This is a genomic window from Flavivirga sp. 57AJ16 (assembly GCF_028736925.1).
Lineage (GTDB): Bacteria > Bacteroidota > Bacteroidia > Flavobacteriales > Flavobacteriaceae > Flavivirga.
Genome location: NZ_JAQZAT010000011.1, coordinates 100,196 through 126,945 on the forward strand (window position 1 = coordinate 100,196; position 26,750 = coordinate 126,945).

The following is a 26,750-nucleotide window of genomic DNA, read 5'->3' on the forward strand; positions in this document are numbered from 1 at the left end:
AAGAACGTTTAAGAAATCAAATAAGAATGTAATAAATCATTAAGTGCATTTAGCTTTTCTTCTACATGCTCATTTACATTATCTTTATTAATTGAATCCTGTTCTACTTGAGATGCAAATTGTAACGCACACATGGCCAATACATCTTGTTTATCCCTAACAGAATAACTTTGCTCAAATTGTTTTATCATCGCTTCAATATTCTTAGCCGCTTTACGCAATCCTTCTTCTTGACTTGCCTCAATTGTTAAAGGATATACTCTATTAGCTATAGATAGCTTTATTTTAAGCTTTTCTGACATTGAATTTATCTTACACTAATCTGAGAGCTGAGCAATACAATGGTCTATTTCTCTTATTAGCGCGTTTATTTTAAGCTTAGTTTCTCTTTTATTATCGTCACTACCAAGTATTGTATTTGCCAATTTTAGAGCTTCATATTTTTCTTCCCAACTTGCAATATGCAATTTTTGGTTCTGAATTTCTTTCTTTGAAACCTCCAATTCTTCATTTAATTTGGAATTAGCAAGTTTTAAAAGCTCTAATTTGTGTAATACTTTACTAATTTTGTTTTCTAAAGAATCTACAATATCTTCAATATTACTCATTTACAAATTTCAATACTTATAACACAAAGTTAACATACCTGTCCATAAATTACAATTGTTTTCCCATAAAATTTCAAAATCTATTGATATGACCCATAAATCAAAAGAATGGATTCAACTATGGTCCGATTATTGTTTTATTCTTTGCATATTCATTTCAAATTAATATTTTAGCCATTATACTTTTATATGCGTTTTACACTGTCCCTTTTTGTTATATCCTCTTTTTTTTTAAATGCACAAAATAACTACCCTCAAGATTATTTTAATAGTCCTTTAGAAATCCCTTTAATATTGTCTGGTACGTTTGCCGAATTACGTTCCAATCATTTTCATTCTGGTATTGATATAAAAACACAACAACGCACTGGCTTAAAAGTAAAGGCTTCTGCTAATGGCTATGTAAGCCGAATAAAAGTTTCCCATTATGGTTACGGTAAAGCATTGTACATAACGCATCCCAATGGTTACACAACCGTTTATGCACATTTACAGAAATTCGCTCCAGATATTCAAGCGTATATTAAAAAGCATCAATATGAAAAAGAATCCTATGAGGTTGAGTTATTTCCCAGTGCGGAAACTTTACCCGTAACTAAGGATAGCCTTATAGCTTATAGTGGAAATTCGGGAGGCTCGGGAGGTCCCCATTTACATTATGAAATTCGTGATAAAATGGAACGTCCCATGAATCCTATGCTTTTTGGTATGGATATAAAAGATTCTACAAACCCCATAATAAAATCGGTTTACGCCTATCCTTTGGATGAAAATTCGTTTATAAACAAAGCCAATACTAAACAAAAACTACACTTAATTCCACTAAAAAATGGCGATTATACCATAAAGAATATTGAAGCTTATGGACATATTGGTTTTGGTATTGAAACCATAGACAGACAGGATCTGGCAGCAAACTCTAATGGCGTATATAATATTCAAACCTTTTTTAATGGTCGAAGAAATTTCGAATTGGATTTTAGAAGCTTTTCATTTGATGAGACCAAACATATCAATCAGCTTATAGATTACGAACATTATACCACCAAAAATAAGCGGATTCAAAAATTATTCAAAAAAAACACGCCACTAAGCCTATATAAATCCCTAATAAACAATGGTTATTTATTTATACAGGATAGCACGTATTCAGTCTATAAAATTAGGGTTGCCGATTACAAAAACAATGAATCTTGGGCAACTATAAATATAAAGGGGTCCAAAAGCGGTATTTTAGAATCACAAAAAGCCCCCACAACACCTTATTATATTAAAGCTAACAAGACAACCAATTTAAAGGAAGGAAAAGTTTCCGTTGATTTTTACAAGGACACTTTTTATAATGATTTTTACTTGAATTTTGAAGTGAAAAACGATACACTTACTTTACATGAAAATATTATAGCTGCTAAAAAAAGATTCAATATAACTTACGATATAAGTGCATACACGGATGAAGATAAGTCTAAATTATACATAGCGCGCTTATTGGGCTATAAAAAACAACCTGCTTATACATCTACTAAAAGACAAGGAGACCTTTTAATAGCAAGAACAAAAAACCTAGGCACTTTCACGCTGGCTACAGACACCATAAAACCTACAATTACGCCTATTAATTTTAAAAACGAACAGTGGTTAAGCAACTACCGCTACTTAAAAATTAAAATCGACGATGAGCTGTCTGGAATTTCCAACTATAGAGCTACAATAAATGGTAAATGGGTCTTAATGGAGTATGATTATAAAACAAAAACACTCACTCACGATTTTAATGATGGTATGGTCACCGATACAAAGAACAATTTAAAAATAATAGTTACCGATAATGTAGGAAATAATGCTACTTTTGAAACGTTATTTTACCGAAAATAAACTTTAAACTCTATTGAAAGCAAAACCAGCACTAATCTCTTTTTTATTTTTTTTCTTAATCACAATTAGTTATTCGCAAACGGCAACGATTAAAGGCGTGATATTAGATGAAAACAATCAACCTATTGAAAAAGTAAATATTACTGCTGGAACGAGTGGTACCATAACTAACTCTAATGGTTTTTACATTTTTAAAATCAAAGCAAACCAAGACGTTATTATCGAATTCACGCATCTTTCCCATAAAAAAATCGTGAGTACCTTTCATTTAAAAAACGGAGAAGAATACGAGTTCAATCCTGTAATGAGCACCTCTATTGAACAAATAGCGACTGTTATTGTAACAAATAACAGACACAAGGAAGTTGAAGGTATTGTTACTTTAAAGCCAGAAACCATTAGAAAAATTCCCGGAGCTAATGCGGGAGTAGAGAATTTATTGTTAACCCTTCCTGGAGTTAGTAACAACAATGAGTTAAGTACACAGTACTCGGTACGTGGCGGTAATTACGACGAAAACTTAGTGTATGTTAACGACATAGAAGTTTACCGTCCCTTTTTAGTGCGTTCAGGACAACAAGAAGGCTTGAGCTTTGTAAATACGGATTTGGTACAAAACGTCGATTTCTCTGCTGGTGGATTTCAGGCCAAATACGGGGACAAGCTTTCTTCTGTACTTGATATTACGTACAAAACACCCTATCAATTAGAAGTAAATGCAGATTTAAGTTTATTAGGAGGTAGCCTTTCTATTGAAAATATAAGTAAGGATTCAAAATTTACCGGCATTGCAGGCATTCGTTATCGCGATAATAGTTTGTTGGTAAACGCCAAAGAAACCGAAACTAATTTTAATCCTGCTTTTGCAGATGCTCAAGCATATTTTACTTATAAGTTTTCTAACAAATTTCATTTAAGTTTTTTAGGAAATATTTCAATGAACAGATACAATTATGAGCCACAAACAAGGCAAACCAATTTTGGAACCCTAAGCGATCCCATGGCTCTATTAGTATTTTATGAAGGGCAGGAAAAAGATCGCTACCAAACTTATTTTGGCGCTTTTAAAGGGACTTATTTTGTAAATGACCATTTAAACCTTAAGTTAATTGCCTCTACCTATCACACCACTGAAGAAGAGTATTTTGATATTTTGGCCCAATATAGATTAGGAGAAGTAAACACAAATATCGGAGACGAAAATCTAGGCGAAGTAGAATTTAGCCAGGGCATTGGTAGTCAGCTTAATCATGGACGGAATGATTTAGATGCCCTTATAACAACTATAGAACACAAGGGCCGTTTTAATATTAATGATAATCATATCGAATGGTCTGTAAAATATACAAATGAGGATATTCGTGATCGTTTAATTGAATGGGAAATTATCGATTCTGCAGGGTTCTCAATTAGGCCCCCAAAAACACTGCCTACAAACGAACAACCATACATCCCTTATAATGGTCCACTGGAAGCATTTCAAAATGTAAGAGCAACCAATAACACACAGATAAATAGGTTACAGGCTTACGCCCAATGGAGCAAACGCTCTAAAATAGGAACCAGTGACGTTTGGTACAATGCAGGGGTTAGAATGCACAACTGGAATGTTAAGGATGATGCTTCGTCTACGCTCAGCACAGGTTCAAAAACGTCACAAACCGTGTTTAGTCCGAGGGTACAATTTGCTATCAAACCAGATTGGGAAAAGGATATGCTTTTTAGAATAGCGACCGGTTTGTATTATCAACCCCCTTTTTATAGAGAACTTCGTGATGCTAATGGCGCCGTACAACCTCATGTAAAAGCACAACAATCATTTCATTTAGTATTAGGTAACGATTATAGTTTTAAAATGTGGGACAGACCTTTCAAACTAACCACAGAAGTATATTATAAAAATTTGACAGATGTAAACCCATATACTTTAGAAAATGTACGTATCCGCTACAGGGCAAATAACAATGCCAAAGCGTATGCTTATGGATTAGATATGCGATTAAACGGTGAGTTTGTGCCAGGTACCGAATCGTGGTTTAGCTTTGGATATTTAAAAACCGAAGAGAATATAAATAATAGAGGTTATATATCCAGACCAACAGACCAACGTTTAAAATTTGCTGCCTTATTTCAAGACTATGTACCGAATGTACCAAGCATGAAAATGTATTTAAATTTGGTTTATAATACCGGGTTACCCGGAGGATCTCCCAGTTATGCAGATCCTTATGAATACCAAAACAGATTACCAGCATATAAGCGTGCCGATTTAGGTTTACAATTTGTACTTGTTGATGCAAAAAAGCAGTTTACCAATGGTTGGAAAAAGCCTTTTAAAGAACTTTCTTTTGGGTTTGAAATTTTCAACATATTCGATGTTCAAAACGCCATTACCAATACCTGGGTAAGAGATGTATATAGTAAGCGGCAATACGCCATACCAAATTATTTAACACCTAGGGTTTTTAATGTGAGAACCACTATGAAGTTTTAAGTTTCATTAAAAACCATAGCAGCTACCCTCTGGGCACAAATATTAACAGCTGAAATGAAATAAATGATGCCTGAAAGGCACTAAGTATTATCTTGCTTTATGGGTTCTTGCTATCACATATCTTATATCGTAAACTTCTGCAGCAGCATCCGATACAATTTTAACTGTTCCGCCATTTGTTTCCCATGTATCTAACGTATAAGCATTAAAAGAACTCAAATAATAATGCTCTACGCCATTACCTTTTGACATTATAAAGTCTCTTATATATATTTCTCCTACTGCCCCTCCAATATCTATTGCTATAGTTAATTTCGTTATCGAACCAGTCGTTGGTTTAGCTTTAAATTCTATCACTATATTTATACCATCCCCATTTCTTCCTGTTATTGTAGAATTAGTAGAATTATAAAACTCTGTTACATCTGTTGGTTTTTGACTATCTCTTATAGTATTTGCATCATTTGGTAAAGTTATTTTGTTAGAACCTGTTAGGGACAAAGGACTAGCAGAAGTGTAAGTCCCATCCACATAATCAGCCCACCCCGTATAATCACTAATGCTATTTTCAGAAATAAGTCTCACCCAATCCACACCATCATAATAATAAAAGGCATATTCATCAATATCAAAAACAACTAAACCCTCAGCTGGCGAAGCTATGGCAACTCGTTGTACGGTAGTCATCCTAGGAGTCAACATACCACGGGTCGTAGAAGTGATATCTAAAATAGCCGAAGCATCTGGGTTTGTATTGCCTATACCAACTTGAGAATAAACGTTTGTTTGTAAAATAAATAATAAAGAAAGCAGGAAAATAATTTTATAACAGTTCATAGTATTTTTTGGGCATTAATAAAGTAAGGAACTTTCTATACCAATATAATAAAAAATACTACATTAAAAAAATATATTCAATTAACCCAGGGCAAACTCTTTTAAAACATTTATTACATAATCCACTTCCTCCTTAGTATTATATATACTAAACGAAAAACGAATGGAAGGTTTCTGCAAATCGGCATCACTTAAAATTTCGGTCAGAACATGTGAATTTTGGGAACTACCACTTTGACAAGCACTCCCTTTAGAACATGCTATGCCTTTTAAATCCAATTGAAATAATAACATGGCCGCTTTTTGGGGTGGTATAGGCAAACAAATATTAACAAGTGTGCAGGTACTCCTATCCATATCTCCAGACTCGCCATTAAATGTTGCACCTGGAATCTCCTTTAATACCTTATTTGTAAAATAGTATTTCAGTTTTTTAACATGATCTGCTTCTTTATCCATATTATCACAGGCATATTTTAACGCTTCTTCCATACCTACAATATTATGGACACTTTCGGTTCCTGCTCTAAGTCCTCGCTCCTGTTCTCCTCCAAAAATCAATGGCTGCAAACCAGAGTTCTTTCTAATAAAAGCAAATCCTACCCCTTTTGGCCCATGAAACTTATGGGCACTTGCTGCTAAAAAATCTATTTGTAATGCTTGTAAATCTATTTTATAATGCCCCACAGATTGCACAGCGTCGCTATGAAATAAGGCATTATTGGTCTTACATAAATAGGCAACACGCTCCATATCCAATAGGTTACCTATTTCGTTATTGATATGCATCAAACTAACCAGTGTTTTACTTTCTGTTTGTAACAAAGTTTCCAAATGCAAATAATCAATATGGCCATTCGTTTCTAGATTAACATAACTAACCGATATACCATACTCAATTTCGAGCTGCTGTACGGTATGCAAAACCGCATGATGTTCAATTTTCGTAGTAACAATATGCTTGATTCCTAAATCCCTAACAGCGCTTCTCAAGACTAAATTATCTGCTTCTGTTCCTCCAGAAGTAAAGACGATTTCTCCTGCAGATGCATTTAAATAATTCGCAATGGTTTTTCTTGATTGTTCTATTAAGGACTTAGAAGATCTTCCAAAACTATGTGATGATGAAGCATTCCCATAGTTTCCCCTCATAACTTCGGTCATAGAAGTGACCACCTCATCTCTTATTTGAGTGGTCGCAGCATTATCAAAATATACATGCTTCATAAATTAAAGATATTTTATTAGTTCAAGGATCCCATAACAAAATCAGTTAATCAAGTAAACTTTCAAGGTTCAAAAATACTTGAAATAAAATTATTATCAATAAGCTGCGTTATAAATAACAATTCGTTTATTTTTGTCCTAAAATCCAAAATCAATGCGTAAATTATTTTTAGTTTTAATATCTATATGCCTATTAAATGTATACTCTTGCGACGATGGTGATGTCATTACTGTTGAATTGGACTTTGGTGAAACTTTTATAGCTTGTGGAGAGACAGATTTAGTATTTTATAAAACTAAAGATGATCCGTCTGAATCTTTATCCTTAAAAGTGACCGGGCTTACTATTGATCAAATTCTTGAGGTCGATGAAGACACTAAAACTTATGAAGAAGAAATCGATCTAAGTAGCGCCAATCCATTTAATTATAGGACTTATAGCAACACTAATTTACCGTCTAGCGGTTTGTTTTGTAGTGATATTCCACTTTCCGATATAGTAATTACCCAGGATATTGAAAGTACTAGCGGGAATGCTTTAATTAAAACGACCTTAACTGAAGATGACAATGATGGCATTCCAGCCGAATTAGAGGATATAAATGGTAATGGTAATCTAGAAGATGATGATACAGATGGCGATACCATACCTAATTATATTGATGCGGACGATGATGGAGATAATATTTTAACAAAAGATGAAGCTCCAGACCCAAATGAAGATGGCAATTTAAGTGATGCGCAAGACACCGATGGAGATGGGACACCAGATTATTTAGACAGGGACGACGATGGTGATGGCGTTGATACCCGTGATGAGGAAAACGATTCTCAAGACAAAAATCCTGCCAACGATATTACCAATGGCGATGTAGGTGCCGATTATTTAAATCCAGATGTGGCTACTACAGTAGCAGCTACAGAATATAGGGATCATAATATCTCGCAAACATATACAGTGACACTTACTATTTCCAATTTTGATCTAAAACTAATATCTTTAGATGTATTTGATTTTGGAATATTACAAGATTCCAGGTTGTTAAAAACAAGAAAAGGAGCGCCTGTCTTTAATTAGTATGAGGTGCTGCATTCTGATAAATATATACTTCTGTAGCTCCTAATCCATATTTCTGGTAATTGGCTTCGTAGAATTTCACATTATCATAGCGTCCAAATAAATATTCCAATTCCACTTTTAAAACACCTTCTCCAACACCGTGAATAAACACCAGTTTTTGAATACGCTTGGCTATGGCAAAATCCAGTTGACGCCTAGCGGTATCTAATTGCAGGGTCAATATATCGTATTTGGACATCCCCTTTGGGGATCGAACTAATTGATTGATATGCAGATCAACCTCCATAGTAGGCTCATACCTATCTTTTGACTTTGTTTTAATCTGCTTCCTTTTTGTGGGCTGTTCTTTTTCTGAAACAATATTGCCAATAGTTGTTTGTGAAAACAATTCCTTAGTAAGTGTATTACTTTCTTTATTTACAACGAGTTCATCACTTTGAAAATCCAATAAAAAACCATCTGTTGTTTCAATAGAAATAGTATGTCCCGAAATTTGTTTTATGACTCCGGACAAATCTTCATCTATAACCAGAACAAAATCACCTATTTTAAAAGACATAGCTAGTCGTTTTTATAATTATCAATATCTTCTCCATCCTGCTTACTAGGTATCCCTTTGGAGATTCTATAAACCCCAATCATAAGTATAACGATTCCCCCTATTAAAATATATTCATTTTGCTGCGTATCAGATTTTGCATATATGGCAATAATAGCGCCTAAAACGATTAATATATAATTTAAATATTTCATTAGTAATATGTCTTTTATCGGTCTGCAAATTACATTAAAAATTAGATTTTAAATAATCATTTCATCGTCGTTTTTTAACAATTATTTCGCTTAAAAACGTTTTAAATCGATGAAATAACAATATTTACGAAAAAAAATATATATTTGTTATCCCAAATGTACATAACCTATTTAAGCCATGTTTAGTAGATTAACCCTTTTTCTTCTATTAATAAGCAATCTCTCGTTCTCTCAGTTATCGGTAAGAAACGATGCTTATGTTTTTATAAATGATCAAGTTGTCTTTGTTGAAGACGATATTAACCTAAATGAAACCGATAGTAGCATCTATTTGCGCAATGAGGCCCAAGTGATTCAGGGTACTGGTGTCACTGGAAATTCCGGTGTTGGTGAACTAAGCGTTTACCAGGAAGGCAATGTAGGCGAATACGAATACAATTATTGGTGCTCTCCTATTGGTAGCAAGACCAGTAATAATGTAAACAATCCTTTTGGGGTGACGTTTCTTAATGATGTTACTGGCCTTATAACCTCAACACCTGCTACCGTTGCCCATTTGCCTGGGTACAATGGTACGTCCAGTCCACTGCTGGCTATTGAAGATTACTGGATCTGGAAGTATATTGCTTCCGATACGTATGCAGATTGGATACATGTACGGGGAGCTACCAGTATAAACCCTGGGGAAGGCTTTACCATGAAAGGAACAGTTGGGTCTGGTGATGCGCAACGATATGATTTTAGGGGGAAGCCCAACAATGGCACCATTGGTGTAAGCGTTGATAATAACCAGCTTACATTGGTCGGGAACCCTTACCCTTCTGCTATGGATGCTTTGGCCTATATCCATGACCCTCAAAACGCTGCCGTGATTACAGGTACTTTACAGTATTGGGAACAGGATCCTAGCGTGAACTCCCACTATCTTAGAGACTATGATGGCGGATATGCAAACTATACTATTAATGCGGCGGGCACTGTGGAAACTGCTGTAGCAGCCGTGTTTAATACCTATAATGGTGATGGCACTATTAACAATGCGGGAACTGGTACAGGTAGTAAAACCCCTAGACGTTATATCCCTATAGGTCAAGGTTTCATGGTCGAGGGCACAGCATCGGGAGTCGTTAGGGCAAAAAATAGCCATAGAGTATATATAAAAGAAGCCCATGCTGACAGTGAATTTTTTAAAAATTCAAATACTAAAAAGGAAGCTATAAAAAGCACAAATACTTTTTTTAAAGTACCTAGCGACTATAAGCGCTTTAGGCTAAATATTGACTTTAATGACACTTATACCAGGCAACTGGTCGAAACGCTCCATAGTTCTGCTACCAATGGCTTTGATTATGGGCTGGAATGCAAAATAAACGAAAATGAGACCTTGGCCTCGGATGCACTTTGGTTAATCGACGGAAAGTCTTATGTAGCCGAAGCGCTACCTTTTGATCCTGCCTTAAGGATTCCTTTATATATTAAAGTAAATAAAGAAACCCAGATTAGGGTCAGAATTGCCGATGTTCAGAATTTTGAAAGTGATCAGCCTATTTATGTGCATGATACTGAAAACAATACATTTGTCGATTTAAAGGTTCAGGATTTTAACATTAATCTGGAGACTGGCAATTATACAGATCGCTTTAATATTGTTTTTGAGAAAAATAGTCTAAATACCATAGACACCAGTTTTGATGGCCTAAAGGTATTCCAGAACAACACTGTTTCTGAATTGAGAATTTCTAACCCAAATTCCTTAAACATAAAAACTTTTAGCATATTTGATGTTGCAGGTAAGGAAGTTGAAAATAAAGGCGTTCATGATTCCAAAAAGATATACACTTACTCTACAAAATCACTTAGCGACGGTGTGTATATTGTTCAGGTTAATCTGGACAACAATCAGGTGTTTAACAAAAAGATTATAGTTGGTAACAAGAAATAGAACAACCTTATCTAACTAATTGCTTGACACATATCTTAAACATTTTTCATATATTTAATTTTATTTTAAATCATTTTAAATATTATGGAAAACAAACCACCAAGACCCAATAGTTATTTAGCCCTAGCCATTATAAGTACTATCTTATGTTGCTTGCCCACTGGAATAATTAGTATTATTTATGCTACCAAAGTTAACAGCACCTACGAAGATGGAAAATACGATGAAGCAAATAGAGCTTCAAAAAATGCAAAAATATGGGGACTTATTTCTGTTGGAATTGCTCTTTTTGGATGGTTAATCTATATATTTATTTTTGGAGCAGCATTTTTAGGTGCGGTTGGAAGCGCTCAATAAAAGAAACCTCTTGGCTATTATATTTATTATAATAGCCTTAATCTTTATTTCATATTTATATTATAATTATGACCCTTTGGGATATAAAATATTCCCGAAGTGTCCTTTTTATTCCCTAACCGAAATATATTGCCCAGGCTGCGGAAGCCAAAGAGCTGCTCATAAATTACTTCAAGGACATATCCTTGATGGTTTTAAACACAACTTTTTAATTGTTCTACTAGTAGCTGTTTTATTATATGATGCCTCCATTAAACTTATCAAAATAATTTTCAATAGAACTGTTAAAAACCTTTTGCACGACTCAAAAACCACTTACGCTATATTAATAGTTATTATTTTATTTTGGATACTAAGAAACATCAATTTATATCCTTTTACTATTTTAGCTCCATAAAACCATGAAATATACATGCAAGCTTTAGACGATTACATGCTACCTTGTTTAAATAAAAAACTTTTTGGAGTTGAATGCATGGGCTGTGGTTTACAAAGGTCTATGGCTCTCATCTTTAAAGGGCATTTTGTTGATGCTTTTTATATGTATCCTGCAGTTTACAGCTTAATTATCCTCTTTCTGCTTATAGGAGTAAATATTTTCTTTAAATTTAAACATTCCAATAAAATTATTGGCACACTGGCCATCATAACAGTGGCAACAATTATAATAAGTTATATCATTAAAACAATCAATTAAAATTAACAAATGGAACAACAAAAACTCAACCCTGTAATTGTTTACATATTAGCTATTTTAGGATTTCTATGCTGCTGTATTGGCGGGCTGGGATTTATTCTTGCCGGGATTGCACTTATAATTGCTACTAGTAAATTAAAAGCGGCAAAGCTTAACCCGGAAAACTACGATCCAAACAGTATTAAAGCTATGAATACAGCTAAAATTGTAGCCTTGGTTATATTAATAATAAACCTTCTGTATTTTATATATACCATATATACTATATATGCCATAGGCTGGGATGAGCTTATGCAACGGTCTCAAGAAATGATGGAACAATGGCAAAAAAATCAGTAATATGCCATTTGTAATATATAAAAGAGGCAGTCTAAAAAGTGTTTTATTTTGTCATTCAGAGCATAGCGAAGAATCTTATGCCTGTACAAATCAAAGCACTATAGCTTAAAGAGATTCCTCATTGTATTCTGAATGACACTTTTTTTGTCACTCAGAGTACTTCGACTACGCTCAGTACAGGCTATAGCGAAGAATCTTATGCCTGTACAAATCAAAGCACTATAGCTTAAAGAGATTCCTCATTGTATTCTGAATGACACTTTTTTTGTCACTCAGAGCATAGCGAAGAATCTTATGCCTGTACAAATCAAAGCACTATAGCTTAAAGAGATTCCTCATTGTATTCTGAATGACACTTTTTTTGTCACTCAGAGCATAGCGAAGAATCTTATGCCTGTACAAATCAAAGCATTATAGTTTAAAGAGATTCCTCATTGCATTCTGAATGACACTTTTTCTGAATGACACTTTTTTTGTCACTCAGAGCATAGCGAAGAATCTTATACCTGTACAAATCAAAGCACTATAGCTTAAAGAGATTCCTCATTGTATTCTGAATGACACTTTTTTTGTCACTCAGAGCATAGCGAAGAATCTTATGCCTGTACAAATCAAAGCACTATAGCTTAAAGAGATTCCTCATTGTATTCTGAATGACACTTTTTTTGTCACTCAGAGTACTTCGACTACGCTCAGTACAGGCTATAGCGAAGAATCTTATGCCTGTACAAATCAAAGCATTATAGTTTAAAGAGATTCCTCATTGTATTCTGAATGACACTATCTATTCCTCAAATTCCTTAAGTGTTTTTATAATAATACCCACACAATCCAATAGCTGTTCTTCATTCATGACCAAAGGTGGTGCAAAACGTATTATATTCCCATGTGTAGGTTTCGCCAATAAGCCATTATCCCTTAATGCCAGGCAAATGTTCCAGGCCGTGTCACTGTCTTCTTCTTCATTTATAAGAATAGCGTTAAGCAAGCCTTTTCCCCTAACCAAAGTAACTATATTACTGTTTTCAATATATTTATTTAATTCACTTCTAAATACGTTTCCTAATACTTCGGCATTTTCTGCTAATTTTTCGTCCCTTACGACTTCAAGAGCAGTCATAGCCACTGCTGCAGCTACAGGGTTTCCTCCAAATGTACTGCCGTGATTACCGGGCTTAATGACATTCATAATAGCATCATTGGCTAAAACGGCAGATACAGGATAAACACCTCCGCTTATCGCTTTACCAAGAATTAAAATATCCGGTGTTACATTCTCATGATTTACAGCTAACAGTTTTCCTGTTCTGGCAATACCCGTTTGTACCTCATCGGCAATAAACAAGACATTATATTGCTCACAAAGTGCTTTTGCTTTGGTTAAATACCCTTCACTAGGGACATAAACCCCCGCTTCCCCTTGTATGGGCTCTACTAAAAAACCACCAACATTTGGGTTGTTTTGTAAAGCAGATTCTAATGCCTTAAGGTTATCATATTCAATTTTAATAAACCCATTGGTAAATGGTCCAAAGTTTTTCCGTGCAACAGGGTCGTTCGAAAATGAAATGATGGTCGTGGTACGTCCATGAAAATTATTCTTACAGACTATAATTTCTGCTTTATTTTCATCAATGCCCTTTACCTCGTAAGCCCATTTTCTACATAGTTTTAAAGCCGTCTCTACGGCCTCTGCCCCTGTATTCATTGGTAATAGCTTATCAAATCCAAAAAATTCGCAAGCAAATTTCTCATATTTACCAAGCATATCATTATAAAATGCCCTAGAAGTTAAAGTCAATGTTTGTGCTTGTTGCACCATAGCATTAACGATTTTTGGGTGGCAGTGCCCTTGATTTACAGCAGAATATGCCGAAAGAAAATCATAATATTGTTTGCCGTCCACATCCCACACGTACACACCTTCCCCTTTGCTTAATACGACAGGTAATGGATGGTAATTGTGAGCACCATACTTGTTTTCTAATTCAATTAATTGTTGCGATGTTTGTTGTTCTAAAATTGCCATTTTAAAAAAGTTTAAATATAAAAAATATGCAATTCCTACTGTACCTTTATTCTTTCGAAGAAACGAAAATTCAGCGTGGGAGAGAAATCATCCCCAGATAAGGGTACAAAGTTAACAAATATTAATTGTATTATAAAGCCTTACATTAGTTCCGTTTTTAAAGTTATTGTAAACGAAAAACTGTTTTAATGCCGTAATACCATTTATAACTTAAAAATGATTTTATTCAGATATTTTACTTGAGAGTGACGATAACTGCAATTCCAAACGCTTAATTTCCCTAATGATAGCATTTTTATCCATTTGCATCCAGGCAAAAACCTTTAGCATACTTACCCCTAGTAGAAATACCACACTCCCTAATCCCCATTTAATCATTTCGTTTGTAACATCAGTATTTAAAAACTGAACGGTACAATAAATAAATAAAAAAAAGAAAACCAAGGTTACAATATTCGCCATATACATAATCCATTTGTTTTTTCCCTGAAATAATCCGCCCAACATTTGAAACATGTTTTGCTCATCTAACCTATCATAAAATTTAGCTTCTTCCTCTGTCAAGGTTTCTTTAATTAATTTGTCTATGTCTTCATTATTTGTTTTCATTTTGTTCTGTATTTTATTAATATCATATTTAACACAATAGTCCTCACCCCTAATGCCTAATGCCTAAAAACGATCTATTTTGTCAATAATTATATCCCAGCAATCTTGAGTGACGTCTTTTGCTACATCGGCATCTTTCAAAATATAAAAAGCTTTTTCGCAAAACAATCTATGCCAACGCTTCACCAAAAAAACCAGGGCTTTTTTATTCCCGGATTGATAATCTAAAACGAGTTGTTTATCTATTTTTCGTTGTTCACTATTCATTTGTAACAGGCAACTTATAGAACTCATTTAGACTTTTGGATTTAAGCGAAAATTAGAAGTTTTTGTCTCAGTTGAAGTCTTTTTTGAGTTGCATAGCAGAGCTACGGAAGGAAAAAAAGACAAAAACAGAGCTGAAAACAGCAATTTTTTAGCAAATTGAAAAAGTTTAAATGGGTTCATACTTTAAAGACCGTAAAAAACCAAAAAGGTTCATTTTAATTTTTGTATTAGAAAATCCTCAAGTTAAGCTTTAGCTAAAATCTCCTAAAGTTAATGGAAATAAAACCATATTTATTTGTTGCTATTATTATTTTTGCATCATGTCTAGAAGAAAAGCAAAAAAACAAGTTTTTGAGCAAGTAGAAGTTATTGATGCAGGGGCTAAAGGAAAAACAATAGCCAAAGCACCAGATGGAAAAGTAATCTTTCTACCAAATGCCGTTCCTGGTGATGTTATCGATGTACAAACTTTTAAAAAGCGCAAAGCCTATTATGAAGGTAAAGCCATTACGTTTCATAAATTATCAGATAAAAGAACGGATCCCGAGTGCGAGCATTTTGGTACCTGTGGCGGATGTAAATGGCAACATATGGCTTACGAGCATCAATTGTTCTACAAACAAAAAGAGGTTACCAATAACTTAACGCGCATAGGACATATAGAACTTCCTGAAATCACACCTATTCTAGGGGCTTCAAATCAGTATTTCTATAGAAATAAAATGGAATTTTCCTTTAGTGATAGCCGATGGTTAACCTTAGAAGAAGTACAATCCGACGAAGATTTAGGCGATAGAAATGCATTGGGGTTTCATATTCCAGGGATGTGGGATAAAATTCTGGATATAAAAAAATGCCATTTACAAGCAGACCCTTCTAACGCCATTAGAAATGCCGTTAAACAATTTGCCATTGATAATGAATTGGAGTTTTTCAATACCCGTAATCAAACAGGTCTATTAAGAACCATGATGATTCGTACCTCCAGTACGGGCGATATTATGGTGATGGTGCAGTTTTTTAAAGAAGACAAAGCAAAACGTCAATTATTGTTAGATTATATTGCCGATACATTTCCACAGATTACCTCCTTGCAATATGTCATTAATGGAAAGGCAAACGACACCATTTACGACCAGGATGTGATTTGCTATAAAGGGGCAGATCATATTTTTGAAGACATGGAAGGTCTCAAATTTAAAATCAATGCCAAATCATTTTATCAAACGAATTCCGATCAAGCTTTTGAGTTATATAAAATCGCAAGGGATTTTGCCGGATTAACTGGAAATGAACTGGTTTACGATTTATATACGGGCACTGGAACCATAGCTCAGTTCGTTGCAAAAAAGGCAAGTAAGGTTATTGGTGTAGAATCTGTTCCAGATGCTATAATTGCAGCAAAGGAAAATGCACAATTAAACAATATAAATAACGTTGAGTTCTATGTTGGAGATATGAAACAGGTTTTTAATGATGCCTTTATAGAAACGCACGGACAACCGGATGTTATCATAACCGATCCACCTCGTGATGGCATGCATAAAGATGTGGTGCAACAAATATTAAACATCGCACCTAAAAAAGTAGTTTATGTAAGTTGCAATAGTGCGACTCAGGCCAGAGATCTAGAGTTAATGGATGCCACATATAAAGTAATAAAAACGCAAGCCGTAGATATGTTTCCACAGACATTTCACGTTGAAAATGTAGTATTACTTGAAAAGCGATAAATATAGTGCTGAATCGATTCATAGTTTCTAAAAATGATTATATATTAGTCGAAGTGATTTAAACTTTTTGTTTTAAACTGATAATGAGTGGGAGTTTGCGACATTGAGGCTCTTTTTGAAGTGCATAGCCGTAGCTATGGTCAAAAAAAGGAACAAAAAGTGAGTGAATTTGTGACATTTTTTAAGTAAAGGAAAAAATTTAAATTACGTCGTCTGAAGTAAAATAGAAAAACAATAAATATGTCAAATTCCTTGAGGGATACAAACTCCCAACTTAAGGGATAAACAAATAAACATATACAAAAATATCAATGAGAAAAATAAGCTTTGTACTAATCGCCATCATAACCATATGCTATTTTAGTTGTGAGCGGGACGATATCTGTCCAGATAGTACACCCACTACCCCTAGATTAATTATTGATCTTCTCGATGTTAATAATGCCGATAATAAAAAGCGTGTTTTTGATTTAGTTGCCGCTGGTGTTGGTGTTGCCGATGATGCCATTTTAGCCGATTACAGTTTTGTAGATACAGATCATCTTGTGCTTCCGTTAAGAACGGATGAAAATAGCACGCAATATAGACTTATAAAAGAAGCTTCTATAAATGATAATGGTACGCCTGATGATGCATCTGATGATTTTATTGATGGCAATTACGATCTTATTACTATCAATTATAGTCGTGAAGAGGTATATGTATCAAGAGCCTGTGGCTATAAGACTATTTTTAAAAATGTGACACTTAATCTGGACGCAAGTGACACAGACCCTTGGATAATATCCAGACAACCCATAACCGATAACCCATCTGTAGAAAATGAAACAACAGCGCACTTTACAATGTCTCATTAGTAGTTTTGTATGCTTACTCCTTTTGTGCGTAACTGTTAACGCTCAAAATGATAGTATTATTAGCACACCAAGCGATTCTATAAAAGTAAAATTGAAATATGGACTTCGTGTAGGGGGCGATGTGGGCAAGCTAATCCGTTCGTTTGTAGATGACGAATATAGCGGGTTTGAAATCTCGGCGGATTACAGACTAAAAAAACGTCTATATATTGCAGGTGAAATTGGTATTGAAGAAAAAAATACGGTTAACGACTATTTAAATATTACAAGTAAGGGCTCTTACATTAAAGGCGGTATCGACTATAATATGTATCGAAACTGGCTGGATATGGATAATATGATCTATGCTGGTTTCCGTATTGGGGCCAGCACTTTTAGTCATGATTTAAATAGCTTTACCGTTTATAGTACAAACCAATACTGGGGGCCTCAATTTTCTTCAAGTGAAAAACAGGAATTTAATGGTTTAACAGCATTCTGGGCAGAACTTATTTTAGGTATAGAAGTAGAATTATTTAATAATTTATATGTAGGCCTAAACGCACAGCTTAAAATATTGGCTAGCGAAACTGTTCCAGATAATTTTGAAAACGTTTACATCCCAGGGTTTAACAAAACCTATGATAGTAGTAGGATTGGCACTGGTTATAGTTATACACTATCTTATCGGATTCCTCTTTTTAAGAAAGACAAATAACCCTGTTTCTTTACTTAAAAAGGCGCTTTCTTCTTTTATACCAAATAAACTTCAAAATAACTGGTTAAATCCGTTTAGCTCACTATCATTTATTTTTATAATAAGGAGTTCATGAATCTTCGATTACTATTTCCTTTATATTTCAATAAAAAACGTAACCATAACTAGGCTATGCATATGTTTTTTATCTCATCTAAAGAAAATATAATTCAAATTTATTACCAATCATTTTAAAATTCATTTGGTATTAGAAATTATATCAAATAATTTTTATTACTTAAATTTTCTGGCACTTACTGTATTGGCAGTGGGAAAATCGTGGGGAATACTTTGAGTGAACTTGCCTGTAGCAGCCCATTCTGCTCCTCGTTGAAGTGTCGTTATAAACCCAACACATTCCATAGAATAATCCATGTGGCCTAAAGCAGAATGAAATACCCTGCCCTTGCCATATTCAACAGCCATTAACAACGGTTCATGCCTGCCTGTCCGTCCCTCATTTTTATTAGCCTTATATATGTCGGCTTCCGTACCGGAAAATGCGGTTGCTAATACAGTCATATTTTTAGCTGGCCCTCTTAAACGTTCGTATAATTCATCTTTAGTATGCAAACCCGATAGCGCGGACTTGCAGTCCAGCCATCGATGTTTAAATCATTTTGGTATGCTGAATGTCTTTTATTGGTTCCATCAGTAGAATGAAGAATCAGCTTTTCAAATAATTCGAGGTTTATTCCATGACTAAATAGGTTTTTTATATCTAATATTTGTTCTTCCATATTTTGTATTGATTTCTATTATTGGGTAAAATTATAAACAATAGTTTTATATTTAGTTTTAAATAATGGTAATCTATTTTTCTATAAATTCAGGAATTAATTGATGTCTTATTTTCTTATACTCATTTTTTATAACATCGTAAGGATTATTTCTTTTGTCCGTACTCCAGAACAAATCCATCTGGAAAGAAAATGAATTATAAATATATTTTTCTATATCCAAACTTAAACTCTCAACAGCCGAATTTTCATTAAACCCAGCAATATCTATTAGGTAATCATTAGCGGGATGTCCTCTTTTTATAATCCCTTTACTGTGTTTAATACAGTTATTTAAGTTTCTAATGATTTTCATTTCTTCAAAAAAAATAAAGCCTTCGCAATCGTTCCAAAAACTCACGTCCACGTTTAAATAATCTCTTAAATCATTAATTAAGTCCTCAATAGTTTTAGCTAATCCAATAATGGTAAGTTCATTTAGGTTTTTTCTGTAACCATGCATCATTCTGCTGGTTTCTTTCATTCGATGTTTGTTGGTAGAACGAACATCATCTTTGTTATACCAATTAACATCATTTGGAAAATCATCTATCTTTTCATTTGTTACACAATACATTAATAACAAACTTCCCAGTCTATGTATAATATTGAAATGTATATTCGCACGATTATTAAACTCCCAAAATTTCTCATCTAATTCCATATTAAAATTGCTATTAAAATTATGCGAAAAAATTTGTCTTATAATCCCTGATTAGCTCTCCAACTGTTTTTACACTGGTATTATGAGTTATCAGTTGCAATTCTTCTAATCTGTATATTACGCTTGTTTTTGAAACATTAAAGTGATATGCTAAAAATGCAATAATTGCATTAAAATGTTTTTGGCTACTTCTTTGGTCATCTAAATATAAATTCCCTTTTGGAAGGTTTCTTCTAAGTTGCGATTTCCATAACATTGCGGCAATTGAAGTTTCGGGTAAGAGAAATGAAACTGAAAAATAATTAGCTTGCCATTCTAACCAATGGTTAGGATTTTCCAAACTATGTTTTCCAGTCGCAAGATTCTTTACCGAATCAGAGAAAGAATCCAGTAGTACTTGGTTTATAGACAATTTTTGATGTAGAATGAAATGACCAAATTCGTGGCATAGTACAAATAACTCTCTGGGTGTACCAACAATTGATTTACTAAGACCAATTGTTTTTTCTTCAATATTGCATGTGCCCAAATAATTATTTCCTTTGGGATTGAATTTTGTTACCTCAATACCATATTCCGTTTTTAAGTAGTTTGCAATTGTATTAGCATCTAAACCTTCTGCATGGGTGAGATAATATTCATTTAACTTATTTAGTTCGTCCTTAGCAATTATGGATATATCTTTCTTAGTAAGCAAATCTATGCCGTACGAAACATTAGATTTAGAAACTGCTAAACAGTTTAAAATCTCGGCATCAATTATTTTTTCAAATATCTTTACACCTTCATCTATTAAACTGCTATCAACGGTTTCTTCCATGATTGGAATTCGATTTTCTACTGGCTTATTTTTTCTATATAATGTTATTTTGAAATCGTCCTTGGATTCTCCTTCAATGACCATCATTCTTCGAACTTCGGCTATTTCATAGGCTCCTTTTTGTAATGGAGAATTACTAATAAAAATACCCTTAGCATTTACCCCTTGGGTTTCCATAATATCGTCATAAAACTTCTTTACTTCTGACATAGGCACCCTCTTATCGTAGTTTTTACATTCAAGTAAGTAAATCATTGAATACCTGTCCGCATTTGGTGGCCATACTTCAATTGATAAATCAAACTCAATTTTGCCTTTCCTAATATTGGATTGGTATTTCTTTTTAGAATGAATTTTAATGTATTCTTTATCTAAATAAAGTATTTTGCTATCTATCAGCCTATGAATGATTTCAATTGCTTTTTTCTCTAGGACATCTCCTTTTTTAACATTATTCATTTATATAACATTACTTGTAAAACTCTACTAAGTTACATTTTCCTTATATATTTTATATTTAAAATACTACAACTTATAAACAAGTTATTATCTTTACATTACGTTCTTAAAACATACTAAGTAAAAAATAAAAAACCCGATAGCGCGGACTTGCAGTCCGTGAAAGGACAAAACCCTCTGCTAGTCCTCGTATGCGCTAGCACTTCGTCTTTGACGAGTGCCGTATTGAGTAAACAATAAATAAAAGTAGGAAGCCACACTTTATCACTAAAGTGTGGCTTAAGTATACGTTCTTAAAATGAAAATTTTTGTAGTAGCTTTTTGGAGTGGTGGGCTGTAAAAGTGTGCCAGAGCTGAAAAAAACGCATAAACTACTACCCTTTTGGCTTAAAACATAAAGGATACAATAATAATTTAAACTCTACCAATATAGCCTTGAAGAGAAAGTTTCAGGGCGTGGAATTAAATGAGAGTTTAGGTCTCAATCTCTATGAAATGGATTTCAGACAGTATGACCCAATATGACTATAAAACTCCTGCATATCAATATTTAAACGCTCACCATATGGTGGGTTAAATACCATGTGGTATTTTCCCTTTGGATAAACTTGGGAAATCTTATAATGATGAGATTCCTGCCTTACTGAAACAAGTTCAGCACAGGTCGATGGAATATCACTTCATATATTTCCCTTTCTTACTACCTTCGTACATCACATATTTAACCAATCGCGATTCCAGTTTGGCATTAAATAACTGTATTTTTCGCGAGGGTCTTAGCCCTACATGTTTTAAAGCGTCCAAATTAGAAGTAATAAACCAAGCATCGGTATCTGGGTAGTTTTGTTTAAGCGTATCCCCAATATGACTATAAAACTCCTGCATGTCAATATTTAAACGTTCACCATATGGTGGGTTAAATACCATGTGCAATTTCCCATCTCCCCCTTTTTGGGTTTTAAAGAAATCTTCGTGCTTAACCTCTATAAAATCTTCCAATTGGGCATTCTTTACATTGTCCCTGGTTTTGGCAACCGCGCTTGGCGCTTTATCGTAACCAATTATTTTATAATGGAAATCCCGAGTTTTTTTAAGGAGCGATTCCTCTATTTTTTCAAATAAATCAACATCCCAGTCCTGCCAACGTTCAAAGGCAAATTCTTTACGCATTAAATTAGGTGGAATGTTACAAGCTATCATGGCCGCTTCAATTAACAGCGTACCACTACCGCACATAGGGTCCATAAAATCGGTTTGTCCGTCCCAACCCGACAATAGAATCAATCCCGCAGCCAATACTTCATTTATTGGCGCTATATTGGTCGCTGTTTTATAGCCCCTCTTGTGTAGGGAATCTCCCGAAGCATCTAAAGATATGGTACATTGACGCCTATCTACATGCACATTAATTTTTAAATCAGGAAATTTTAAATCAACATTTGGTCGCTGCCCTGTGGTGTCGCGAAACTTATCTACAATAGCATCCTTTGTTTTTTGGGCTATGTACAAAGAATGTGAAAACAAATCGGAATGAATAGTGGCATCAACCGCCAAAGTACCTGTGGGTTTTAAATAATTATCCCACGCCATAGCATAAATTTTATCGTATAAATCTTTTTCGCTATTTACGGTAAATGAATGAATAGGCTTTAAGATCTTAACAGCTGTACGTAAACCTAAATTAGCCTTGTACATAAACCCTTTATCTCCTGAAAAGCTAACATTTCGAATGCCTTTTTTAACATCTTGCGCTCCCAATTTTATAAGCTCATTTGCCAATAATTCTTCAAAACCAAATAAAGTTTTGGCTACCATTGTGAAATTTTCTTCCATTTTTTCCTACTACTTGATATATACCTGAACTCATTTTAAACTTTTAGGATAAAGCGAAAATGAGTCATTTTCCAGCCAATTATAAAAGTTTAAACGAGTTCAATTTATTAGCTTGCAAAAATAGCGTAATTTTGTGTTAAATTAATATAATTTCTTGAAACGAAATATCCTCAGGGTAGAGCCATAGAGATATTTTTTTCGTTACATTTTGTCCCTTTTGGTCAAAAATCGAAATGATATTATTTAGATTCCCGTTTTCACGGGAATGACAATTTCAAAGGAAACCCGAGGCTGAGAGCCTCAAGGAACTCTTTTCGATTAACGTTAATACGAATTAGGTTAAAGGATACAGAAACATCTTTTTAAACAAAAAGATATGGCGAAATATTTATATTCATGAATATCTCGATTATAAAATATGGAGCCACAAATAAAAGTCTCGCCTTGTATTACTAAACGATACAAGAAGACCACCAAAAAAAGAATATGATAACAGATACTGCAAAATGGTTTACTTCTTGGTTTGATACACCATTTTACCATATTTTATATAAGGATAGGGATCATGCCGAAGCACACGCATTTATGGATACCCTTACCAACTATTTAAATATCCCTGAGCTCGGGACTATTTTGGATTTGGCTTGTGGTAAAGGGAGACATGCCGTTTACCTAAACACTTTAGGATACGATGTAACAGGTGTGGATTTAAGTGAAAATAGTATTAAGTACGCCAAACAATTTGAAAATGATACGTTGCATTTTGAGGTTCATGATATGTGTAAGCCTTACCATAAGCAATTTGATGCGGTTTTTAATTTGTTTACCAGTTTTGGATATTTTGATAAAGATGAAGATAACCTAAACACTATTAAAGCCATAAAAGCCAATTTAAATAATGTTGGTTTTGGCGTGATCGATTTTATGAACAGTGAGTTTATAATTGATCATTTAGTACCCGAAGAAATTAAAACAGTTAACTCCATTGATTTTAATTTAAAACGCTATGTAGAAAGCGGTTATATAGTAAAAGATATTTCTTTTTCTGTTGATGATGAAAATTATAATTTTCAGGAGCGTGTAAAAGCATTTACGCTTGATGATTTTGAAAAATTATTTAAAAAAGCAAATGTACATTTGCTAGATGTTTTTGGTGATTATAAATTGCGCAAGTTTAATGAGAAAACATCAGAACGTTTAGTGATGATTTTTAAATAGCCCATAGTTTGGTATAAAACACTTTCTTGAATATTTAATTTAATACATGAATAATTACCTTTTACCCTTTTACGCTGTTATTTTAGGTGTACTAATAGCCAGCATTACCAAAACAAAAAAATCCTGGAATACCAAACTTCTACTTTCTTTTAGTGGTGCTTTTTTACTTGCCCTCACACTTTTTGAGCTGCTGCCCGAGGTTTATGAGCATTTAGACACCAAACTAACCGGTTTGTATATAATGTGTGGTATTTTGCTGCAAATTATTTTAGAATTATTCTCTAAAGGTGCCGAACATGGACATGTACATATACATAAAAACGAAACAGCTTTTCCCTGGTTACTATTTGTTAGTTTATGTATTCATAGTTTTTTAGAGGGTTTTGCCATACACGAACACAACGATATGGTTTACGGTGTATTAATACATAAAATACCTATTGCGGCCTTAATTAGTATGTTTTTATTTCAGTCTAATTACAGTAAAATACAGATTGCTATCTTTCTAATTATTTTTGCTTGTATGACGCCTTTAGGAACTGTTATTTCACATACTTCTCAAACAGTTGCTAGTTTTGCGCATGTTATAAATGCCATTGTTATTGGTATCTTTTTTCATATTTCTACAACTATTCTATTTGAAAGTAGTGATGGACATAAATTCAATTTATCTAAATTTATTGCTATTATTTTAGGGGTTGGTATTGCTTATTTAATATAGGGATTAAGAATTAAGAATTAAGAATTAAGAATTAAGAATTAAGAATTAAGAATTAAGAATTAAGAATTAAGAATTAAGAATTAAGAATTAAGAATTAAGAATTAAGAATTAAGAATTAAGAAAAATAAATATTTGTGAATCTCTAGCAGCATTTTTAATTTTTATTTATTCATTTTTAATTAAACTCATATGAAAGGTGTTTTCTCGCAAAGGCACTAAGACGTAAAGGTGTTATTAATTAATAAAGCTTGACACGAAACGCTAGAAGCTAGAAGCTAGAAGCTAGAAGCTAGAAGCTAGAAGCTAGAAAAATAAATATTCGTGAATTTACAATAGCATTTTTAATTTTTAATTACTCACTTTTAATTAAACCACATATATTCGTGGCAGCATTTTTAATTATTCATTTTTTTAATTTTTATCTATTCAAATTTGTTTAGTAAGGAAGAATCACGACAATTACGGCAAGAATTTTGGACTAGCTTTGGAAAATCGTTTCCACGGAAGTGGATTTTATACAATACGAAACTAAAAGGTTTAAGCTTTAAGTTTCATTTTGATAACAAAAAAGCTTTGGTGGCTTTAGATTTAGAAGACGATCTTGAAAACCGAATTAAATATTGGGAAAAACTTCAGGCCTTAAAATCTATTCTTTTAGATGAATTTCTTCCAGATGCTATTTTTAACGAAACGTACTTTTTAGATAATAAAAAGGAAATTTCTAGAATTTATGTGCCTTTAGAACAGAAAGTATCCATTCACAATAAAAACACATGGCGCGATGTTATGGGATTTTTCAATAAAAATATGAGCGCTTTTGAAGCCTTTTTTGAAACATATAAAGATGTGATCGAAGGGTAAATAAACCCTAAGCAATAAAACTCTTTTAAAACGAACTGACCCTCTAGACTAGTTTTAGAATTAACCAAGTGATACCCGTTCTGATTTAAAATGGCGAAAATAAAATACAGCACTTTTACATAGGCGAAAAAGAAAATGCAAGCATAGCACTAACTACGGTTAATTTTAAGCTAGAAATGGTATTCTACACTGGAAATTCATTATAAAAGTTAAACCGTTTTTACCATTTGATAATCATCCATCACAAACCCATTACCGATATCTGTAACTAAAGGCCCCGTATTTACAAATCCCAATTTCTCATAAGCCTTAATAGAATTGGTATTATTTATATTTACAGTAAGCCTGATGCGCTTTAATTCATAGTCTTTTGCTTTTTCTTCAATAAATGCCATGGCAGCTTTACCTATCTTCTTACCCCTATAAACACTTGAAACATAGATTTTGCTTAAAAATAATGATTCTGCTTCCTTTTTAATCGAAATGTAGCCAACAGGGGTTGTGTTAAAAGTTATTAAAAAATATTCAAACCCATTTACGACCTGTTCCCTTATGGCCGTTGCAGACTGATACTTATCGAGCATATAGTCTATCTGGGGCTTCCCAACTATAGGAATATAATGTTCTCGCCAAATAACATCTGCTAGTTTTGCAATTTTTGAATAATGGTTCGCCGTATTAGCTATAATAATATCTATCATATAAAATTTAAATAAAAGGTATTAAACCTGAGGTCCCGCTGGATACTGAAATACTAAAACATGCTCAGCACTGGCAAGTTCAGCACATAAAGCGGGATAAGCTGCCACGACAAAGGCGTGGATTAATAAACAGTTCAAATTAAACGATTAAAACCGAATTATCTAAGCGGCAAAACATATTAAAAGGCGTACTTCATCGAAAAAAAAGGCACTTCACCTATTTTTATATCTATATTTAAAGTCTAATCCTCAA

28 protein-coding genes are annotated in these 26,750 nt (G+C 33.6%); 14 read left to right on the forward strand and 14 right to left on the reverse strand.

From position 1 onward, the window contains the following. Positions 1 to 8 precede the first annotated feature (8 nt). Both PQO00_RS13400 and PQO00_RS13405 read right to left on the reverse strand, forming a co-directional pair. Positions 9 to 302: a cell division protein ZapA gene (locus PQO00_RS13400; protein WP_274185352.1), complete on the reverse strand. Its 294-nt coding sequence runs from the start codon at positions 300 to 302 to the stop codon at positions 9 to 11. Between the two features lie 15 nt (positions 303 to 317). Next, complete coding sequence (locus PQO00_RS13405) at positions 318 to 608, reverse strand: hypothetical protein (protein WP_274185353.1); 291 nt, start codon at positions 606 to 608, stop codon at positions 318 to 320. A 189-nt stretch (positions 609 to 797) separates the two neighbouring features. Between PQO00_RS13405 and PQO00_RS13410 the strand changes: the two genes are divergently transcribed. Further along, positions 798 to 2,483, forward strand: a complete 1,686-nt coding sequence (locus PQO00_RS13410) for a M23 family metallopeptidase (RefSeq protein WP_274185354.1) — start codon at positions 798 to 800, stop codon at positions 2,481 to 2,483. 13 nt (positions 2,484 to 2,496) lie between these two features. Beyond that, on the forward strand, positions 2,497 to 4,977 hold the full coding sequence (locus PQO00_RS13415; protein ID WP_274185355.1) for a carboxypeptidase-like regulatory domain-containing protein: 2,481 nt from the start codon (positions 2,497 to 2,499) through the stop codon (positions 4,975 to 4,977). 87 nt (positions 4,978 to 5,064) lie between these two features. Here PQO00_RS13415 and PQO00_RS13420 read toward each other — a convergent pair whose 3' ends face one another. Beyond that, positions 5,065 to 5,814, reverse strand: coding sequence for a hypothetical protein (locus tag PQO00_RS13420; RefSeq protein WP_274185356.1), 750 nt, complete (start codon positions 5,812 to 5,814; stop codon positions 5,065 to 5,067). Positions 5,815 to 5,895: 81 nt separating this feature from the next. Beyond that, positions 5,896 to 7,041, reverse strand: a complete 1,146-nt coding sequence (locus PQO00_RS13425) for a cysteine desulfurase family protein (protein ID WP_274185357.1) — start codon at positions 7,039 to 7,041, stop codon at positions 5,896 to 5,898. A gap of 154 nt (positions 7,042 to 7,195) precedes the next feature. Between PQO00_RS13425 and PQO00_RS13430 the strand changes: the two genes are divergently transcribed. Then, positions 7,196 to 8,119, forward strand: coding sequence for a hypothetical protein (locus PQO00_RS13430; protein ID WP_274185358.1), 924 nt, complete (start codon positions 7,196 to 7,198; stop codon positions 8,117 to 8,119). On the opposite strand, the gene PQO00_RS13435 is transcribed toward PQO00_RS13430, so the two are convergent. Both PQO00_RS13435 and PQO00_RS13440 read right to left on the reverse strand, forming a co-directional pair. Then, positions 8,112 to 8,681 (reverse strand): Smr/MutS family protein, encoded by a 570-nt coding sequence (locus PQO00_RS13435; RefSeq protein ID WP_274185359.1) that lies wholly within the window; start codon positions 8,679 to 8,681, stop codon positions 8,112 to 8,114. The genes PQO00_RS13430 and PQO00_RS13435 overlap by 8 nt on opposite strands. Before the next feature lie 2 nt (positions 8,682 to 8,683). Further along, positions 8,684 to 8,875: a hypothetical protein gene (locus tag PQO00_RS13440; RefSeq protein WP_274185360.1), complete on the reverse strand. Its 192-nt coding sequence runs from the start codon at positions 8,873 to 8,875 to the stop codon at positions 8,684 to 8,686. A gap of 178 nt (positions 8,876 to 9,053) precedes the next feature. Between PQO00_RS13440 and PQO00_RS13445 the strand changes: the two genes are divergently transcribed. The 5 genes from PQO00_RS13445 (at position 9,054) to PQO00_RS13465 (ending at position 12,210) form a co-directional block, all read left to right on the forward strand. After that, the gene (locus PQO00_RS13445) at positions 9,054 to 10,817 is read left to right on the forward strand and encodes a T9SS type A sorting domain-containing protein (RefSeq protein ID WP_274185361.1); all 1,764 of its coding nucleotides are present in this window, start codon (positions 9,054 to 9,056) and stop codon (positions 10,815 to 10,817) included. 84 nt (positions 10,818 to 10,901) lie between these two features. Then, complete coding sequence (locus PQO00_RS13450; protein ID WP_274185362.1) at positions 10,902 to 11,174, forward strand: CD225/dispanin family protein; 273 nt, start codon at positions 10,902 to 10,904, stop codon at positions 11,172 to 11,174. A gap of 10 nt (positions 11,175 to 11,184) precedes the next feature. Beyond that, a complete protein-coding gene (locus tag PQO00_RS13455; protein ID WP_274185363.1) occupies positions 11,185 to 11,571 on the forward strand; it encodes a DUF2752 domain-containing protein in 387 nt (128 codons plus the stop codon). A 15-nt stretch (positions 11,572 to 11,586) separates the two neighbouring features. After that, entirely contained in the window at positions 11,587 to 11,871 is a 285-nt protein-coding gene (locus PQO00_RS13460) for a DUF2752 domain-containing protein (RefSeq protein WP_274185364.1), read from the forward strand. 9 nt (positions 11,872 to 11,880) lie between these two features. Continuing rightward, positions 11,881 to 12,210 (forward strand): CCC motif membrane protein, encoded by a 330-nt coding sequence (locus PQO00_RS13465; protein WP_274185365.1) that lies wholly within the window; start codon positions 11,881 to 11,883, stop codon positions 12,208 to 12,210. Between the two features lie 784 nt (positions 12,211 to 12,994). Here the strand turns inward: PQO00_RS13465 and rocD are convergent. The 3 genes from rocD to PQO00_RS13480 form a co-directional block, all read right to left on the reverse strand. Beyond that, a complete protein-coding gene (gene rocD, locus PQO00_RS13470) occupies positions 12,995 to 14,239 on the reverse strand; it encodes an ornithine--oxo-acid transaminase (protein ID WP_274185366.1) in 1,245 nt (414 codons plus the stop codon). Between the two features lie 222 nt (positions 14,240 to 14,461). Then, entirely contained in the window at positions 14,462 to 14,848 is a 387-nt protein-coding gene (locus tag PQO00_RS13475; protein ID WP_274185367.1) for a DUF6768 family protein, read from the reverse strand. Positions 14,849 to 14,911: 63 nt separating this feature from the next. Beyond that, positions 14,912 to 15,142, reverse strand: coding sequence for an RNA polymerase sigma factor (locus PQO00_RS13480; protein ID WP_274185368.1), 231 nt, complete (start codon positions 15,140 to 15,142; stop codon positions 14,912 to 14,914). 293 nt (positions 15,143 to 15,435) lie between these two features. On the opposite strand from PQO00_RS13480, the gene rlmD reads away from it, so the two are divergent. The 3 genes from rlmD (at position 15,436) to PQO00_RS13495 (ending at position 18,402) form a co-directional block, all read left to right on the forward strand. Next, a complete protein-coding gene (rlmD, locus tag PQO00_RS13485) occupies positions 15,436 to 16,848 on the forward strand; it encodes a 23S rRNA (uracil(1939)-C(5))-methyltransferase RlmD (RefSeq protein ID WP_274185369.1) in 1,413 nt (470 codons plus the stop codon). Between the two features lie 311 nt (positions 16,849 to 17,159). Beyond that, positions 17,160 to 17,705: a DUF6452 family protein gene (locus PQO00_RS13490; protein WP_274185370.1), complete on the forward strand. Its 546-nt coding sequence runs from the start codon at positions 17,160 to 17,162 to the stop codon at positions 17,703 to 17,705. Continuing rightward, positions 17,671 to 18,402 (forward strand): DUF6048 family protein, encoded by a 732-nt coding sequence (locus PQO00_RS13495; protein WP_274185371.1) that lies wholly within the window; start codon positions 17,671 to 17,673, stop codon positions 18,400 to 18,402. The genes PQO00_RS13490 and PQO00_RS13495 overlap by 35 nt, the downstream gene beginning before the upstream one ends. 273 nt (positions 18,403 to 18,675) lie before the next feature. Here the strand turns inward: PQO00_RS13495 and PQO00_RS13500 are convergent, their stop codons facing one another. The 4 genes from PQO00_RS13500 to PQO00_RS13515 all read right to left on the reverse strand — a co-directional run bounded on the left by PQO00_RS13500 (position 18,676) and on the right by PQO00_RS13515 (position 22,996). After that, the gene (locus PQO00_RS13500; RefSeq protein ID WP_337992847.1) at positions 18,676 to 19,014 is read right to left on the reverse strand and encodes a ThuA domain-containing protein; all 339 of its coding nucleotides are present in this window, start codon (positions 19,012 to 19,014) and stop codon (positions 18,676 to 18,678) included. A 240-nt stretch (positions 19,015 to 19,254) separates the two neighbouring features. After that, positions 19,255 to 19,884 (reverse strand): hypothetical protein, encoded by a 630-nt coding sequence (locus PQO00_RS13505; RefSeq protein ID WP_274185373.1) that lies wholly within the window; start codon positions 19,882 to 19,884, stop codon positions 19,255 to 19,257. A 19-nt stretch (positions 19,885 to 19,903) separates the two neighbouring features. After that, a complete protein-coding gene (locus PQO00_RS13510; protein ID WP_274185374.1) occupies positions 19,904 to 21,163 on the reverse strand; it encodes an ImmA/IrrE family metallo-endopeptidase in 1,260 nt (419 codons plus the stop codon). Between the two features lie 675 nt (positions 21,164 to 21,838). Then, a complete protein-coding gene (locus PQO00_RS13515; protein ID WP_274185375.1) occupies positions 21,839 to 22,996 on the reverse strand; it encodes a class I SAM-dependent RNA methyltransferase in 1,158 nt (385 codons plus the stop codon). Between the two features lie 486 nt (positions 22,997 to 23,482). Here PQO00_RS13515 and PQO00_RS13520 point away from each other — a divergent pair, with 486 nt between their 5' ends. From PQO00_RS13520 to PQO00_RS13530, 3 genes are all read left to right on the forward strand, one after another. Beyond that, a complete protein-coding gene (locus tag PQO00_RS13520; RefSeq protein ID WP_274185376.1) occupies positions 23,483 to 24,214 on the forward strand; it encodes a bifunctional 2-polyprenyl-6-hydroxyphenol methylase/3-demethylubiquinol 3-O-methyltransferase UbiG in 732 nt (243 codons plus the stop codon). Between the two features lie 46 nt (positions 24,215 to 24,260). Continuing rightward, on the forward strand, positions 24,261 to 24,935 hold the full coding sequence (locus PQO00_RS13525) for a ZIP family metal transporter (protein WP_274185377.1): 675 nt from the start codon (positions 24,261 to 24,263) through the stop codon (positions 24,933 to 24,935). Between the two features lie 432 nt (positions 24,936 to 25,367). Next, entirely contained in the window at positions 25,368 to 25,796 is a 429-nt protein-coding gene (locus tag PQO00_RS13530) for a DUF4268 domain-containing protein (protein ID WP_274185378.1), read from the forward strand. Positions 25,797 to 26,005: 209 nt separating this feature from the next. On the opposite strand, the gene PQO00_RS13535 is transcribed toward PQO00_RS13530, so the two are convergent. After that, the gene (locus PQO00_RS13535; RefSeq protein ID WP_274185379.1) at positions 26,006 to 26,497 is read right to left on the reverse strand and encodes a GNAT family N-acetyltransferase; all 492 of its coding nucleotides are present in this window, start codon (positions 26,495 to 26,497) and stop codon (positions 26,006 to 26,008) included. Between the last annotated feature and the right edge of the window lie 253 nt (positions 26,498 to 26,750).